Below are 16,825 nucleotides of genomic sequence, written 5' to 3'. Positions count from 1 at the left end.
CCTGTCCTGCTCAAAACTCCTTTTTTGGTTGTAGAGATGATGCATGTCTCCGTCTATCTCAAGTGTTTTCTGGCTAGTGTGGTGTGGTTAGTGTCGACTGTAGTATCCCCTGTGGTGATAGCCCAGGGGGTAGAACCGTTGCCCCCTGAGCCTGTGACTCCACTGCCTGAACCGGAGCCATTGCCTGCCCCAGAGGATTTGTTGCCTCAACCATCGGTGCCATCAGATTTGCCTGAACAGGGGATAGCTGTGCCAGGTACCTTTGTGGTCAGTGCTTTTCGAGTGGTGGGTAGTACTGTCTTTAGTGAGTCGGAGCTAGGGGCGGTAACGGCTGACTATGTCGATCGACCCATTACGTTTTCTGAGCTATTTGAGGCGCGCGCAGCGATTACGCAACTCTATGTCGATGCCGGGTATATCTCTTCAGGGGCATTTATTCCATCCGACCAATTGATTGGGGATGGTGTGGTCACGATTCAGGTAGTGGAAGGTGGTTTAGAAGATATTCAGATTACTGGCCTCAAGCATTTGGACCCTGGCTATATTAGTTCTCGCATTGAGGTGAGAAATGACGCTCCACTAAATGTCAATCGTTTAGTGGAATCGTTACAGTTGTTACAGATTAATCCACTGATTGAGAATTTGTCGGCGGAGCTAGCCGCTGGCACCCAAACTGGCAGTAGTATTCTTAACCTGCAAGTGAAGGAAGCGCCGAGATGGGGCGGTACGATCTCTTTAGATAATTTTCGCTCAACAAGTGTGGGGAGTTTTCAGCGGCGGGCGACTCTCTCCAATATCAACCTGTTGGGTAAAGGGGATAGTTTTGTAGCGAGCTATGGCTACACCAATGGCAGTGATACCTGGGATTTGGGATACACCATCCCCCTGGGGCCTCACAACACATCGCTGGCCATTGACTACAGCACGACCGACAGTCGCATCATACAAGATGCATTTGAGGTGCTAGATATTGAGTCGGACTCGACGAATTTAGCATTGAGCCTGCGCCAACCAGTGATTGAAACCCCTACCGAAGAACTGGCTCTGGAATTGGCGTTTGACTACAGACGCTCCGAGAGTACGTTCCAGTTTGGGGATATTCGGTTGCCATTGCAAACGAGTGGCAGTGACGATGGAGTTACCCGTATATCGGCGATTCGGTTTAATCAGGAATGGACGCAGCGCAGTGCACGGGAAGTGTTGGCACTGCGATCGCAATTTAGTCTGGGTACTGACTGGTTCGATGCCACCCGTAACTCTGGCGATCGCCCCGATGGTCAATTTTTGAGCTGGCAAGGGCAGGCCCAGTGGGTGAAAGCGTTTGATAACGATCAGCTCTTTCTCGCCAGGCTGACGGGGCAGCTATCTGACGGGCCGTTGCTGTCGCTAGAACAGTTTCGTTTAGGGGGGCAGGGCAGTGTGCGGGGTTATCGTCAGGACCAGGCCACCACTGACAATGGGGTGTTTGCCTCAGTGGAAATGCGTTTCCCACTGTTTGAGGTGCCTAGTATTGATAGCGCCATGCAGATCGCCCCGTTTATTGACTATGGCGTCGGTTGGAACAACGGCGAACAGGTGGATCCCGATCCCAATAACCTGCTGAGTATGGGCACGGGGTTGCTATGGAAAACGGGCGATCGCATCAGTGCTCGTCTAGATTTTGGCATGCCTCTGATTGATCCAGGAGAAGAAGGAAACTCCTTTCAAGAGAGTGGTTTTTTGTTTAGCATCACAGGTCGCCTTTTTTAAGGGGCAGTCTCGTAAATTTACTGAAACTTTATTTCCCCACCAAATCGAGAAATGCTACCATTCTGCCTAAATTATCTGGACACAAAATACGCGCGCATCTCAGGCGCATCTGGTTTATCTAAGTTGAGTTTTGTCGGTTTCCGTAGGTCTGTCATGGCTGGGAGGTTTTGCGTGGAAAATATGCGATCGCAATGGTATTTTGCTACTAAACTAGCTGCTGTAGCTTTATTGGGTGGTTTACTCACACCGACGACAGCTAACGCCCAAATTGTGCCCGACAATACCCTCGGCAACGAAGCCAGTGTTGTCACTCCCGATACGCTTATTCGGGGAGAAAACGGAGACTTGATTGAAGGGGGAGCCGCCCGAGGTGACGATCTCTTCCACAGCTTTGAAGACTTTAATGTCAATGATCTCCAGCGGGTGTACTTTGCTAATCCAGAGGGGATTGACTCTATTTTTAGTCGGGTCACTGGCAACAGTATTTCGGAGATTTTAGGCACCCTGGGTGTGGATGGTGATGCCGATCTATTTTTCCTCAATCCCAACGGCATTGTTTTTGGCGAAGATGCGCAGTTAGACATTAGCGGATCATTTTTTGCCACCACTGCCGACGGTTTTGAATGGGGTGAAGGGCTAGTGTACAGCGCCACTAATCCCACTGCGCCACCTTTGTTGGCCGTAACGCTGACGCCAGGGCTACAAATCAGTGCCGCACAGCGGGCCATTGAAAATCACGGCAGTCTTTCAGTGGGTCAAGACTTAACGTTAGCTACAGGAGATTTGACCCTGACCGGTGCACTATTGGCTGGAGAAAATCTGAGTTTATTAGCAACCGACACGCTGGAGATACGGGATAGTCAGGCCCAGCTATTTAAGGCATCTGCAGGGGATAGTCTCCTGGCACAAGGCGATAACTTAATTGATATTTTTGCCCTCAATCATCCTGACAGCGGCCTATTCTCAGGCTCTGATATGGTGTTGAGGTCTGACAATCCTGTCATTGGCGATGCTCACTTTTTGGCGGGTGGTAACTTTAGGGTAGACACATTAGATGGCTCACCCGGTAGCCTACTCAGTCCTAATGATCCCGTAATTCTATCGAGTGGCGATGTCACCATTGCTGACTACACAGGAGCATCACTACATGTTCTAGCAGGAGGACGAGTCAACCTGGGTAATATCAGCATCACCGGTACAGGTGCCCCAGGTAGTGTTATTAGTCCATCCAGTACCGTTCCATTTTTGGCCAGCTTAGCAGAGGTTGAACTGGCCAGTGGCGAGACTCTTACCATTGACGGTGTTACCCGGCCTACACTCGATGTGCGATCTGGAATTGACTGGGACACATTTGGTGGATTTCTGGGTGATATTGTTTTTCCTAATGGCTCAGTGGCAGCTACGTTTAATGCAACTGCTACCGATAGCGCTATCAACGTTGGGGATGTCAATATTAATATTGAAAATCGGGGCCTGAACACAGATGGATTGGTCTTTTTAACCAATCGCTTTGTTCGTAATAGCGCAGTCCCAACAGGTCAGGTCAGTATTGGAGACATCAATACTTCGGTCAATAGCGGCGTTGCGGGGGATGTCGTAATTGATGCCTACAGCGATGTTGTTGCTGCTCAAATCAATACCAATGCGGCAGGCACCAATCTCTCAACAGATTTAGTCTTCGCTGGAGATATTACTCTACTGAGCGAAACCGGTGACATTACGGCTCTACCGGCAACATTTTCCACTGATCCCAACGATATCAATGGTATCAACTCATCTGCAATTTTTGGTGCCGCTGGCAATGTGGATATTCAAGCATTTGGTGACATCACCATTGCAGATGTAGGGGCCTACATTGCTGATAATGGGGAAGGTATTGCCGGTACCATCAATGTAGTTAGTGAAACTGGTTCAATTGATACAACTCAAGGGTTTTTGCGCAGTTCGGCAGATGCAGGATTTGCCAATAGAATTACGCTACGGGCCGATAGAGGAGATATTAACCTAGGCTCTATCGAAACCTTTACCAACGACACACTGACTTTTACAAACGAGTTTCAAAATGTTGGTGGCTCAGGAGATGTTGTAGTTATCAGTGGTGGAGATGTACGGCTGGGTAATAACAATCGAGTTATTGCTCGCGGTGCTGATGGTGCTGATGGTGGGGATGTCAGTATTCGAGGAAACGCCATTATTTTGAATAGAGGCTTTATTTTTTCTGATACTTCTGAAGATACCAATGAACCTACTGATGTGGGTGCTCTGGGCACATCACAGGCAGGTAATATCTTGTTGGAGACTCAGGCCCTCAGACTAATTAATGGCGCAGAAATTCTGACCCGTTCTTTCAATGGTGGTGCTGCGGGTGATGTTGTAGTCCGCCCCATTAATCCGAACCAACCATCGTTTGTGTTTATTGATGGTACTGTTGACATTGAAACAGACCCCACTACGGGAGCCTTTGTGAATGGAGGATTTTCGAGTGGATTGTTTTCAACAGCAGAAGAAACCTCCAGGGCAACTGAACGGGGGGAAGTTAGAATAACCACTGATGTTTTAACCATTCAAAATGGTGGCGTGATTAATGCCCGTACCCGCAGTGACAATGGTGCACCTGGCAGTAATGTATTGATTGATGTCAACAACTTGAACCTGTTGCGTGGTGGTCAAGTCCTTGCCGTGACCTTTGGTAATGGTGCTGCGGGGGATATTGATGTTGATGCTAACAATAGGGTCAATATTTCTGGTTTTGACAGGACCTTTAATCAACGGCAGGCGGACATGTTTAGGGCTCAATTTATCCGAGCTGCCGCTGCTGGCTTAGGGGCTGAAGAAGCCTATCGCGAGGCCCAGGATGCTACGGACTTTACCATTGACCCAGTGGCCGCATCCAGTGGCATATATGCTAACAACCGCCTAAATTTTGGTGTTCAGGCAATGGGTAATGCCATTGTTCTTGAACCTACCACCCTGGGTCCTGGTTTACCAGGGGATGTGAATATCACAGCTCCGAATATTACCCTGGCTGATAGTGGACAGATTTCAACCAGTACTGCCCGCTCAGCCCGTAGCGGTGATGTCAACTTAACAACTCAAGTATTGCAACTGATAGACGGTGGGCGTGTGGCCGCCCAGACCTTTGGTCGTGGCATTGGCGGCAATATCCGAGTGAGGCCACTAAATGTGAATCAACCGTCTCGCATCATAGTGGATGGCGTAGCACCGGTTCAAACTGAAAATTTTACGGTGAATGGTGCGACTTTTGTACGACCCTTTGGTGGTTCTTCCAGTGGGCTAGTGGCATCAACAGAAGATCAGGATATCTTCTACCTAGAAAATCCGTTTGTGCAAATACGAAACAATCTGTCATCTGAGATTGATGGCATTAACTCGACAACAGGTGACGGTGGCAGCATTTTAATTGAAGACATTGATACCGTTGAAATTCTCAATGGAGGCGTTTTAACGGCTCGTTCCCGTAGTCGGGCTGATGGTGGGGATATTATCATCCGTGGTGCTGAAACCGTAAGTCTAAGAGACGGAGGGCAGATCATTGTTGGTGCTTTAGATTATCGTCGAGGTGCTGCTGGGGATCTGATCATTGATGCGACATCTGACATTGAAATTGTCGGTGAGGATGAAGACTTTCTTTCTCGTAAAACAGCATTTGAAACCGGCTACCAGGCCTATCTTGAGGCTTTATTTAATAACACTCTTTTGATCACGGGGCAGACTGGTAATGCTGCCCTGATTGCTCAGGAAAGGGCACCGATTGCGTCTGCATTTAATGCAGATCCCATTAGGGCCAATAGTGCCCTAATTGCTCAGGCAGGTATCAACAGTAGGGAGAGTGGTGATATTCGATTAACAACGGATGGGTCTTTACGCTTAAGAGATTCTGGGCAGATTGCTTCAGATACCTTTGGCCTCGGAGCTGCTGGTGATATTTTGCTAAATATTTCTGGTGATGTAGAGCTTTCTGAATTAAGTCGAATTTCTAGTCAAGTGCAGTCTAGGGGAGGAACAGAGGCATTTTTACTGATAAACGGAGATGAAGCTCAACGTCCTGTACCGCTTACTGAGCAAAATCAAATTGTTATTAATAACGCTCGTAATATATCTCTTCAATCTGGCAGTGTGATTGCAGCAGGTACCTTTGGTCGAGGGGATGTCGGCACAATTCAGATCGCGACCACGGACAGTGTCGAACTAGATGGTGGCAGCACCATTCGAGGTAGTGTAGAAACCGGTGGGATTGGAGATGGTGGTGATATTAATGTGAATAGTCGCCGCCTTAGTTTAACTAATGGTGGTCAAATTCAATCGGGTGTTTTTAGGGAGCAAGAAATTAATGGGGTGTTGACCCCTGGTGGGCGAGGTGAGGGGGGAAGCATTAATATCAATGCTACAGATGTCACTATTGATGGCTTTGGTGAAAATCGTAGTGGATTGTTTGTAAGTACAGAACGTGGTGCTGTCGGTTCTGCTGGTACGATTCGAATCGGATCTACGGAAAACCCAACTGAAAATCTGAGGGTCACCAACTTTGGGATTATTAATGCAGCTACTAGTAATGGCAGCGACGCGGGAGGTATAGAACTAAATGTTGGTACACTTCGATTAGAAAACAGTGGACTTGTATCAGTCGATGGTACTCCTCTTGGTTCAGCAACTAATAGCCCTGGAAATCCAGGCAACATCGATATCTTTGCCGATAATGTTGGTTTATTTCAAGGTGGAAAGATTCAGGCGACAACGGCATCTATTGAAGACAGCGGTAATATTAACTTAACCATTGAAGGAGCTTTGGTGTTAGACGGTACCCAAACTTCTAGTAATCCGTCGGGTAGCTGTCTCACCTGTAACCTAATTTCTACTGAAGCCTTTGGTATCGGGGCTACAGGAGGCAATATTAGGATTCTTACCAATTCAGTAGCGGGTAATCTTTTTGAAAACAGCGATATTGTTGCTAATGCCCAGGGGCCTGGTGGTTCAGTTGATTTGTTAGCCAACAACTCCCTGGGCATATTTATCGGCTCAAGACCCCTGAGGGAAATATTCACCTTGCGCAGTGGCCGATCTTTGCAAAGTGATTTAGATGCGAGTTCTGAACTAACGGTCGATGACGGTACTGTGGTGACCGGCGAACAGCAAGATCTGCCTGAAGTGACTATTCCAGACATTGTTGATCCGACTGACCTGGTTGATCGTCGATGTGATCTGCTGGCCAGACAACAAAGTAATACCAGTGAGTTTACGGTGACAGGCAGGGGTGGCCTGCCCTTTACCCCCGATGAACAGCTTGAGGGCAGTGACCTGCTAGAAGACTTTGGTCCTTTGGGCAGCCCCCTAGATGAAATACCCGATGGATCTGAAGGCGATGATGTGTCGGCCATACCGTCCGTGCCGGAGATTATTGCTGAGCCCCAAGGTTGGACCATGACTGAAGATGGTCAGCTCCTCCTATACGGTAGCGCCGAGAATGCTCAATCTCTGTTGAGTGCTAGCTGTCAAGCATCGACGTCTTAGGGATATGGGGTGACCACAAGGGGTATCCCTACGAGTTTTCTGCTTTGTCTGACTTCCTTGCTCTTTTCTCCAACTGTCTCCATGTTTTCCCGTTCCCTTCGTTTTTGCATAACGCTTTGTCTCACGGTGCTGCTCTGTGTTACCGTCATCCCTGCCAGGGCAAATTTGACGACGGCAGAGCTGATCAAGCGGGGCCAAACTGCCTATGGCCTGGGGCAATATCAGTCTGCAGTAGACCTTTGGCAACAGGTAACTCAGCAAGGAACAGCGCTAGAGCAGGCTAGCGGTTTGAGTAATTTGGGGCTGGCCTACCTGCAGTTGGGGGACTATGACGGAGCAGCGGCAGTAATTGCTGAGGCGCTAGATTATCTGGAGTTACAGCCCCAATTTAACCAACAGGAGCGTATCTTAGCTCAGGTGTTGAGTGCCCAAGGCAAGCTATATATGGCCCAGGGGCAACTCAATGATGCGTTGGTGGTGCAGAGACAGGCAACGACTGCCTATGAAGCCGTTGGGGATAAAGCTGGGGTGTTGCGATCTCAACTCAACCAAGCCCAAATTCTCAGAGTGCAGGGCTACTATCACCAAACCCTAATTCAGCTAGAATCGATTGCCACCGATGTTGAGGCCCTCCCCGATTCATCGCTAAAAGCAGCAGGGCTAAGACAGCTGGGCAATGCCTTGCTGCTTAACGGTGACACCCAAGGGGCCGTTGCCCGTTTTCAGCAGAGTCTGGAAGTCTCTAAAGCCATTGACTCGGCCACCGAGACAACGGGGGCATTGTTAAGTTTGGGCAATGCTGATCAGGCTAAGTCAGCCAACTATTATCAGCAGGCTGCTGCGGTTGCACCAACAACGTCCCTGCGTCTACAGGCTCAAGTGAACTTAATAGGTCTTTGGATTAAGGCCGGTAATTTTCAGGCAGCGCGAGACCTGTTGCCAGTAGTTGCCTCAGATTTAAAAGAGCTACCCCAAGGGCGTAACGCCATTACCATTCGACTCAATCTGGCCAACAGTTTGATTAAGGCCAATGGCGCGGTTTGGGAAAACCGGAAGACCGCTCAGCTATTGGCCGAGACGCTGCAACAGGCACACCATCTCAACGACCAGCAAGGCCAATCCTATAGTTTGGGCTATTTAGGGCAGTTGTATGAATCTCAACAACAGTGGAAAAATGCCGCTCAGGTAACCCAACAGGCGCTGGCCTTAGCCCAGGGCAGTGGGGCCGACATTGCCCTATATCAGTGGCAGTGGCAGCTGGGACGGATTCTCGAAGCCCAGGGGAATATTGACGGTGCGATCGCGGCTTACACCCAAGCGTTGGAAAGTTTACAAAAACTCAGGGTGGATTTGATTGCCGCCAGCCCAGATGTGCGCTTTTCATTTCGAGAGGAGATTGAACCTGTTTATCGACAGCTGGTCGATCTGTTGCTTAAAGCAGATACCGCCAGTACCCAAGATAAAGAGAATAAGCTCCAGCAGGCTCGTAATGTACTTGAATCTTTGCAGGTGGCAGAACTGGTGAACTTTTTTCGGGCTGATTGTGTTGTGACCCAGACCGTAGATATTGAGCAGGTGAGCAGCAAGGCGGCTGTCATCTATCCCATTGTGCTAGGCGATCGGGTCGAAGTGGTTTTTCGATTGCCAGGGCAGTCCTTAAACCATCGCTCTGCCATGGTTGCAAAAGAGCGGGTCCTTAATACCTTGTCTCGGTTACAACGCTCGATTTCCTATCCGGGGGTGGATTTGCGATCGCGATCGCGCAATGCCCGTTTTGAAGTAGTGGCAGATCAGCCACTCACATTTATAACACCGGCCCAGCAGCTGTATGACTGGTTGATTCGCCCCATTGAAGCCGATTTAGCTACCGCCGATATAGACGTACTGGTCTTTGTGCTAGATAGTGCTCTGCGCAATGTGCCCATGTCGGTGCTGCACGATGGCAATCAATACCTGATCGAACGCTATCCCATTGCCCTCACACCGGGGCTGCAATTAATTGACCCTGAACCCCTGGCCAATCGAAATATTCGAGCGTTAGTGGCAGGACTGTCGGATTCTGTCGGAGAGTTTCCCCCCTTGCCCAACGTGGATGCTGAGATTGAAGCCATTCAGGCTCAAGTGCCCAGTGAAGTATTGCTGAATCAATCCTTTGTTGAGCCAAATTTTGCCAGCAAATTGACCACGGGTAGAGGTTCGGTGGTGCATTTGGCCACCCACGGTGAGTTTAGTTCTGAACTAGAAGACACCTTTGTTTTAGCCTGGGATGGCCCCTTAAATGCCAATCAGTTAAGTGCGCTGTTGCAATCGGGGGAAATTAGCCGAGACGAAACCATTGAGCTGTTGATCCTGAGCGCTTGTGAAACCGCCACAGGGGACGATCGTGCCGCCCTGGGGTTGGCGGGGGTAGCGATTCGCTCAGGGGCAAGAAGTACCCTGGCCACCCTATGGCTCGTAGATGACCGTGGGACGTCGGAGTTAATGGGTAGTCTGTATGGTGAATTAACCTCCACCAATCTTTCCAAAGCTGAAATTCTTCAGAGAGCACAGCTTAAATTGTTAAATAACGAAGACTATCAGCATCCATATTTTTGGGCCCCCTTTGTGCTCATCGGCAACTGGTTGTAGGCTCATGTATAAGCTCTATTCACCTGCTTACGTCCTGTTCTTACGTCCTGTATAGAGACTGGCATCATGGGCTCCGCTCCTTCCCTTAAGCGTCGTCATTTTCTTCAGTTTGCTGGGGCTACCTTAGCCACCATGGGGTTAAGTCAGCTGGACTTTCTGACCCAGGCAGAGGGGTATGGTCAAGCGCTGGGGCAGAGCACCCCCCGCAAGCTGGCAATGTTGGTGGGCATCAATGACTATCCGTTTGCATCGGGTAATTTACGGGGCTGTTTGACCGATGTTGAGCTGCAGTATGAGCTACTGGTCAATCGCTTTGGCTTTAATCCCAGGGATATTGTGCGGGTAACGTCTGGGGGGGCATTATTGCCCACCCGTGAGACTATTTTACGGGTCTTTAAAGAACATTTAATCGATCAGGCTCAACCGGGCGATGTGGTGGTTTTCCATTATTCTGGCCATGGTTCACGGGTTAGCGATCGCAATCCGCTTGATCCTGATAACCCCTTAATTGGCACCCTGGTACCGATGGATGCCAGCCAAGATGGCCAGATGGTGAATCACATCACCAGTCGCACGTTATTTTTGTTAATGGAGGCCATCCGCACCGACAATTTAACAATGGTTTTAGATAGTTGTTATTCCGGTGGTGGCTTTCGGGGAAATACCTTGGTGCGTGCGGCTCCCATAAGTGCCAATTTAGATGGGAAAGACCTGATAGCTAATGACGCGGAATATGCTCATCAGCAAGCGTTAATGGCAGAATTGGAGCTGTCATTTGATGGGTTTCAACAACGGCGTCATCAAGGCATTGCCAAAGGCATTGCCCTCGGTTCAGCCAGTCGTAATGAAACGGCGTTGGACATGGCTTTTAATGGGTTTTATGCTGGGGCATTTACCTATTTGCTGACCCGATATCTGTGGCAATTGCCCAGCAGCACTCCGGCGTCGGTGGTACAGGCCAATCTGATTCGCAGTACTGCCGCTGCTGCCCGTCAGCAAGACCATGGTCAGGTGCCTCAATTTGAAGCCGCCCCTGGCAGTGGTAATGAACACAAACCTCTATACTTTGTAGGTCCCGTATCTCCAACCGCAGAAGCCGTTATCACTAACATTACCCGCACGTCTGCAGGCAATCAGGTGGAGTTCTGGCTGGGGGGGGTCTCACCGCAATACTTAGAGACACCGGGAGATAACGCCATATTTACGGTGCTTGACAATGGTGTACCCGTTGGAGAGATTGTTCAGGCATCACGCACGGGGCTGCTGGCTAACGGCAAACCCATGGGGGATATGGCCTTGCAACCGGGGATGTTGCTGCGTGAAAAATTAGTGGGCTTACCCTCTAACCCGGTGCTTAAAATTGGTGTAGATCGGTCTTTAGGGAATGAAGTCAGTGCCACTGTCTCTGCTTTAAACCAGGCGCTACTCTCCCAAACCAATATCAGCCGCATCAAGGCACAGGCGGTAAATGACGCAACGGCCTTTGATTTTTTAATTGGCCGCATGACAGATGCTGATGCTCAACAACTGCGGCAGGAGTTGGGCAGTGGAGTTGAGATTCCGCCTGTGGGTGCGATCGCTCTATTGCGCCCATCTAATTTAGAACCGGTGCCAGCCTCCTATGGTCGGGTGAACGAGACGGCAACAGCAGCGGTGAGCCGATTAAAACCCATGCTCAAGCGATTGCTGGCTAACATTATTCTGAAGTCCCTGGCGTCCACATCCTCAGGGCTAGACGTCAGCGGAGAGATTTTTACAGTCAGTGGCAATGGTCCCTCTCTACCGATTGTTGCGCGAAGCGGTTCGCGTAATGCCTTGACCCGTATTCAGCCGTTTAGGGCTAACGAAGAACTAAAAATTCGGATGGAGAACCGACATTATAGCCAGGCGTTGTTTCTTAGCTGTATTGCCATTAGCAGCGCAGGTGAAATGACAGTTGTGTATCCGGTCGACTGGAATGCACCAGATGATGCAGCCCGCATTGATCCCAACAGTGCGTTAGAGATTCCCCGCCCTGAGGATCGAATTCGGTTTCAAGTGAGTGGGGCAGGCTATGTGGAATTGTTGACATTGGTCAGCACGCGCTCGCTGCGCAATGCCTTAAGGGGGTTACAATCCATCGCTCGGGGGCGGGGTACAAGCCGTGGCTATGTATCGATGGATGCGGATGAGAGTTTAGGGGTGATCACCGAACTGCTCAGGGATATTAACAGCATGTCTCGTGGCGGTGACGCCAGACTGTTTGCAGAGAGTTTAGATGAAGAAACAACAGCGGTAGACAATGGGACAATTGCTGCTTTTTCAACAATTATTGAGGTAACTGATGATATTAGTCAATGATATGGACCAGTGCGCCAGCATAAACACCCAAAGATGAGGGGATATTACACGAGTTCCTGATGGATAGTGCCCGTTATTGAAGGGCATCCACAAGGGAGTGCCCCTACGGGATTGTCCATTTTTAATTGGGCTTAATGAATTTGGATTTGGTATTATTCACTATCCGAAGTAATGACTTTAATGGTCAGCTTACGTGGAGATTCTTCATTCTCTTCAGATTGTTGTTGGGGTGGAGACAACATCATCCGGCTCCACATCACTAGCACAGTACTAAACACGAAGATTGGTAACATGGTAAGTATGGTGGTTGAAGGACTATTGGGCTTTCCAAAAACTTTTCGACGGACGACCTATGACCTGTTATAGAAAATGCCGCCCTGCATGGCTGATACCGTTTTGAGTTTTGTTATTGTCAACTGGCTTTCATGCCAGCTATGTGTGGCACATCGTATAGTTTGTTGAGTTGCTCTATGACTTGTTTTGCCTGAGGTTGTTGGCCCGTCGCATTTAAATACCACAGTGCATCCAGGTAGTATTCGATGGCGATATCTGGATGATGGGTCATTTCGGCAATATTAGCGATTTCATAGAGAATCGTTGCCATGCGACCCTGAGTAGCGCTATCCGGTGCTTCCAAGGACCCATAGGCTTCTAATGATGCCCTAAAGGATGCCAGGGCAAAGAGATAATACCGTTGAGCGTGATAGATTTTACCCATCATCCCCAGAACAATTGCAGCGCAATACTGCCCCTGCTGATGGTCAATATCCGCAAGAATGTCACTGAGTTGTAAACCCCGATCAAGCACGTGAAGCGCTATTTGGTGCTTATATTGATGGCTGTGGCGCAGGCCTAAACGGCAGAGTCGTAGAATTTCGATCTTTAAGCGCACAGGCAATGACGGATTGGATGTTGCTGTTGGAGAGGCGTCTAGTTCGGCATCTAGTTCACAGTTAAGTTGGTTGAGGCGCTCAGTTACCTGGGTCACTGCCATCTCGTCATGATCCCGTTGAAAGGCTTCGATTGCATTGAGGTAATCGAGGCAGGCCTGATCCAAATTCCCGAACTGAATATGCAAATAACCCAGGGTTTGATGGTAGCGACCGTCTAAATACATGGGGTAGATGTCCTATCGAGAGTCACATCTATGTATTATTCTGGTGCGCCCCAGGTTATACAGATCTCGCAGATCCCATTTAGGCTTTGTCAGCATTACATTACAATGTCCCGGCAAAATCCATGGCTAGTTGTCTTTCAAAATCAGCAAAGTTAGCTGATGGCTGTCTATTTTTGGAGTAGTATCCAGGAAAAATGCGCATACAGTAGATGGTTCAAGCACATTTAAGGTCAAGCTATCGTTGTAGCCATTGAGGGTACTCCAGGTTGATGCCGCTTCCACGTTAGTTTTTTGATTGATAAAACGTCCGCCATAGATCCAGAGAATAACGCTAGGTTCTCCAACCCTAGGGCTATTTATGTTTTGCGGATCAAGGGTGAGAATGTAACAACCCGGTGTTAGGGGAATACGATTGGCTGTAGATTGAAGCGCTGATATTTGGTTTTCGTCAAACGTATAGGTATGCTCCTGGCTATCAACGGTTAAGCGTTGGTGACAGGTTTTAGCCTTACTAAAAGGAGCAATGGGGACTTCAGCATTATGGCCTCCGTCTATCTGATTTGGGCTAGACGAAAAGACGGGGGCAACGGGGGGAATAGCTTGGGAGATCGGGGGTTCCGCTAACGCTTCTGGCTGGGGTGTGGCCACTGGTGAGCGAGCGACATGGATATCGACATCGGGTTCACTGACATCGGGTTCACTGACATCCGGTTCACTGACATCCGGTTCACTGGCATCGGGTTCACTGGCATCCGGTTCACTGGCATCCGGTTCAATGTCCTGATCTGAGGCATCTTGCATTATTGCCCCGGCGACTAAGCCAGCAGCGGCAGCTCCAGCCCCGAGACCTGCTAAGGGTAATAAGGGTAAGGGGCTGGCATCGGCACTGATATCATCGTGCTCAGGTGTTAACGTTGGTTCTTCTGGTGCTGGTGCAATCACCTCCGGGACTGGCTCCGGGACTGGCTCAGGGACTGGGTCGGGCTGGGGGGGACAGGGAACGCGGGTATGGAGTGAGCGACCCAGGGAAATCCATTGATTGTTAGCGTCTTCGTAGCCGAGTTCTGCCAGGTAGTCGCGATCGCACTTCTCCACCGGCAGCAGCATCGAGGCTCCATCACCGTCAAAAACACCCTCAGTGACCGGATGACTATCAACACTGTGGGGGGCTTGATGATCTAGGTCAATACCCGTAGCGTCGTAGATTTTCACTTGAGGAGCATAGGCCTCATTAGTCAATAAGGCCCTCTGTTGCTCTTCTGCCATGGGCCAACGAACCGAGACCGCTTCGGAGGACTCTGGCTCAATGGACAACCACTCAATTGGAGCGATAACAGGCACTTCAGGCGCTGACTCTTCTTGTTCAGCATCGCTATCTTGCGCTAAGGCAGCAGCTCCAATGCCAGCCAAAGCTGCTGCCCCCAGACCTGCCGTCGTCAGAGAACTGAGGTCTGCGCCATCATCCATTGCCTTTGTTGTTTCCGACGCATCAGGCATTGCAGATGATGCTTCATCGGTTTGATTAAGTACATCAGGAGCAACAGATTCCCCGACACCTTCAGCATTTACAACAGAATCCGATGCTATGGTTGGGACTTCAGCATCAGGCACTGCGTTGATGCTGCCGGGTATTTCCGACCCTTGATCTGGCAGATCTGCCAAATGGGTCAGTTCAGGAGTTACGTCAGGAGCCTCAATGGCTTCATTATAGATATTCGATTCTGAATCATCAGGAACTACGATATCGGTATCGTCTATTTCTGAGTCAGGATCTGTTGCTCGATCTTCAATTGGATGATCAAGAGCCGCTGCTCCCAAGCCTGCACCTGCTAGGCCAGCCAGGTTAATGTCTGACTCAACAGGTTCATTGCCCGGCTCTGTGGCTGGCTCTGGTGTTGGTGATTTAGCGAAGGCAGGATCGGATGATGAGGGCAGTGGCTCTTGAAAAACTGGTGCTTCATCTGTTACGTCAGGGGATGGGAGCGGTGTTTCTGAAGATAATGGATCTGGCAGCGAGGGTTCAGCATTGTCCCAGTCTCGCAGGGCGTGGTCAGATACTTCAGGTTGTTGCTGATCTCGGCGGAGCCAAAATAGAAGAGGTAATCCTAAAAGAGGCAGAGCCAACCACCCCCAAGGGAAAGGCCTGATGGCTCTCTCAGGCGTGACGTCACTATCTGGGGAAGGAATCAAAGCAATGTCGTCGGATGAGCTATTGGTCGCAGGCCCTTGTACTGTGGGCTCTTCTGACTCCGCTGGTTCTAGATCTTCTGGCTTGATCGTTTCCGTAGGCTCTCCTGACTCTGGGGTAGATGTTTCGGTAACACTATCCTCTAGTACACGATTTTCTGGTGCGCGATTCTCTGGTGCACTCTCCTCTGGAGGTGCACTCTCCTCTGGAGGTGAGCTGGGCTCAACTAACGTAACTGCCTCTTCAACAGTGTCTTGATTAGCCGGGTCTTCAACAAAATCCAGGAAGGGTCTCGCTGCATCAGAGGGTGTAGGGCCATCGTATACATAGGCTAGATCACCGTCCCCAATAGGAACGGACACCAATCCTTTTTCGATTTCTTCTTCCGTTAGAGGCCGATCAACAATGGCCAAGTCAATATCACCAGATTGCACGGCCTCTAACGCGTCCTGAGTCTCACGGGAGGAAATCTCGACATTAGAGCCAGGTACCTGTGCCAAAAATTCTGTTCCCAAAGCCGTATTTAACGGATCGATGTTTCTGGCACTACTGATGTGAACTAAAGGAAGCTCAGGAACATCTGAGGCCCTAGCTGTTTTCGATGGCTTATCGGGAATATAAGCTCCCCAGTCCGATGCCCATGCAGGCCTGCCCATCTCCATTGGCAACCCCATTGACAGCGCTGACATTGAGGCAACAGTCAGCGTCATTAGAACAGGGCGTCTGAAGTTCACAGCCCTATGGGCATCATCGCTATGGCGATACGGTATATGCCGGGATTTTTGGGGAGCAACCATGGGCCTAATAGGAGAATATGATGCGGATTTTATTATTTGAGACTTTAAATTTCGTAGCAGTTTTAGCTCTATCTATCTTTCAAAATGGAGAGTGTGATCTCACCAGAATTATCTTGTTTATAAGTGTCAAAGAAAAGCCCACATAGGGTTGCTGTCTCTAACACATCTAAAGTGAGCGTATCATCGTAGCCATTGAGACTGCTCCAGGTGGCACCCACTTTCTTCCCAGTCTTTTTGTTGATCACGGTGCCCCCATAAACCCATAACATCACCCAAGGTTCAGGGGCAAACTGCTTCTGCTCAGCCCAATAGCTAAAAGCCCCCCGCTCAATCCGGATGACATAGGTGCCAGGCTCTAACTGAGTCGAGTTAGCCGTAGATTGAAGCGCATTTAAACGCTCTTGATCGAGTACATAACAATGTTCTTGACTATCAACAACTACGCGCATTTTTAAAGCATCCCTTGTGTAATAAAGA

At 49.5% G+C, this 16,825-nt stretch carries 8 protein-coding genes; 4 read left to right on the top strand and 4 right to left on the bottom strand.

Features of this window, described 5'->3' with window-relative positions:
• Positions 1-36 precede the first annotated feature (36 nt).
• The 4 genes from U2F10_RS01115 (at position 37) to U2F10_RS01100 (ending at position 12,246) form a co-directional block, all read left to right on the top strand.
• Entirely contained in the window at positions 37-1,749 is a 1,713-nt protein-coding gene (locus tag U2F10_RS01115; RefSeq protein ID WP_499870250.1) for a ShlB/FhaC/HecB family hemolysin secretion/activation protein, read from the top strand.
• A gap of 180 nt (positions 1,750-1,929) precedes the next feature.
• Positions 1,930-7,278, top strand: a complete 5,349-nt coding sequence (locus U2F10_RS01110) for a two-partner secretion domain-containing protein (RefSeq protein ID WP_499870249.1) — start codon at positions 1,930-1,932, stop codon at positions 7,276-7,278.
• 81 nt (positions 7,279-7,359) lie between these two features.
• Positions 7,360-9,906: a CHAT domain-containing protein gene (locus U2F10_RS01105; protein ID WP_499870247.1), complete on the top strand. Its 2,547-nt coding sequence runs from the start codon at positions 7,360-7,362 to the stop codon at positions 9,904-9,906.
• A gap of 66 nt (positions 9,907-9,972) precedes the next feature.
• Positions 9,973-12,246 carry a caspase family protein gene (locus U2F10_RS01100; RefSeq protein WP_499870245.1) on the top strand — a complete coding sequence of 758 codons (2,274 nt, stop codon included), beginning with the start codon at positions 9,973-9,975 and terminating at the stop codon, positions 12,244-12,246.
• Positions 12,247-12,398: 152 nt separating this feature from the next.
• Here the strand turns inward: U2F10_RS01100 and U2F10_RS01095 are convergent, their stop codons facing one another.
• The 4 genes from U2F10_RS01095 to U2F10_RS01080 all read right to left on the bottom strand — a co-directional run bounded on the left by U2F10_RS01095 (position 12,399) and on the right by U2F10_RS01080 (position 16,797).
• A complete protein-coding gene (locus U2F10_RS01095; RefSeq protein WP_163659476.1) occupies positions 12,399-12,539 on the bottom strand; it encodes a hypothetical protein in 141 nt (46 codons plus the stop codon).
• A gap of 119 nt (positions 12,540-12,658) precedes the next feature.
• A complete protein-coding gene (locus tag U2F10_RS01090) occupies positions 12,659-13,363 on the bottom strand; it encodes a hypothetical protein (protein ID WP_499870244.1) in 705 nt (234 codons plus the stop codon).
• Between the two features lie 126 nt (positions 13,364-13,489).
• Positions 13,490-16,348, bottom strand: a complete 2,859-nt coding sequence (locus tag U2F10_RS01085) for a DUF4912 domain-containing protein (RefSeq protein ID WP_499870242.1) — start codon at positions 16,346-16,348, stop codon at positions 13,490-13,492.
• Between the two features lie 68 nt (positions 16,349-16,416).
• The gene (locus U2F10_RS01080; RefSeq protein ID WP_163659483.1) at positions 16,417-16,797 is read right to left on the bottom strand and encodes a hypothetical protein; all 381 of its coding nucleotides are present in this window, start codon (positions 16,795-16,797) and stop codon (positions 16,417-16,419) included.
• Positions 16,798-16,825 lie beyond the last annotated feature (28 nt).

Origin of the sequence: Leptothoe sp. EHU-05/26/07-4 (assembly GCF_043421015.1) — a bacterium.
GTDB classification, from domain to species: domain Bacteria; phylum Cyanobacteriota; class Cyanobacteriia; order Phormidesmidales; family Phormidesmidaceae; genus Leptothoe; species Leptothoe turfae.
The sequence above is the reverse complement of the archived record's forward strand: the minus strand, read 5'-3'. Positions and strand labels throughout refer to the sequence as shown.

Excerpts from the sequence above, each read along its gene's own strand:
- U2F10_RS01080 (WP_163659483.1), bottom strand. The coding sequence starts at position 16,797 with ATGCGCGTAGTTGTTGATAGTCAAGAACATTGTTATGTACTCGATCAA.
- U2F10_RS01085 (WP_499870242.1), bottom strand. The coding sequence starts at position 16,348 with ATGGTTGCTCCCCAAAAATCCCGGCATATACCGTATCGCCATAGCGAT.
- U2F10_RS01100 (WP_499870245.1), top strand. The coding sequence starts at position 9,973 with ATGGGCTCCGCTCCTTCCCTTAAGCGTCGTCATTTTCTTCAGTTTGCT.
- U2F10_RS01115 (WP_499870250.1), top strand. The coding sequence starts at position 37 with ATGATGCATGTCTCCGTCTATCTCAAGTGTTTTCTGGCTAGTGTGGTG.
- U2F10_RS01095 (WP_163659476.1), bottom strand. The coding sequence starts at position 12,539 with ATGTTACCAATCTTCGTGTTTAGTACTGTGCTAGTGATGTGGAGCCGG.
- U2F10_RS01090 (WP_499870244.1), bottom strand. The coding sequence starts at position 13,363 with ATGTATTTAGACGGTCGCTACCATCAAACCCTGGGTTATTTGCATATT.
- U2F10_RS01110 (WP_499870249.1), top strand. The coding sequence starts at position 1,930 with ATGCGATCGCAATGGTATTTTGCTACTAAACTAGCTGCTGTAGCTTTA.
- U2F10_RS01105 (WP_499870247.1), top strand. The coding sequence starts at position 7,360 with ATGTTTTCCCGTTCCCTTCGTTTTTGCATAACGCTTTGTCTCACGGTG.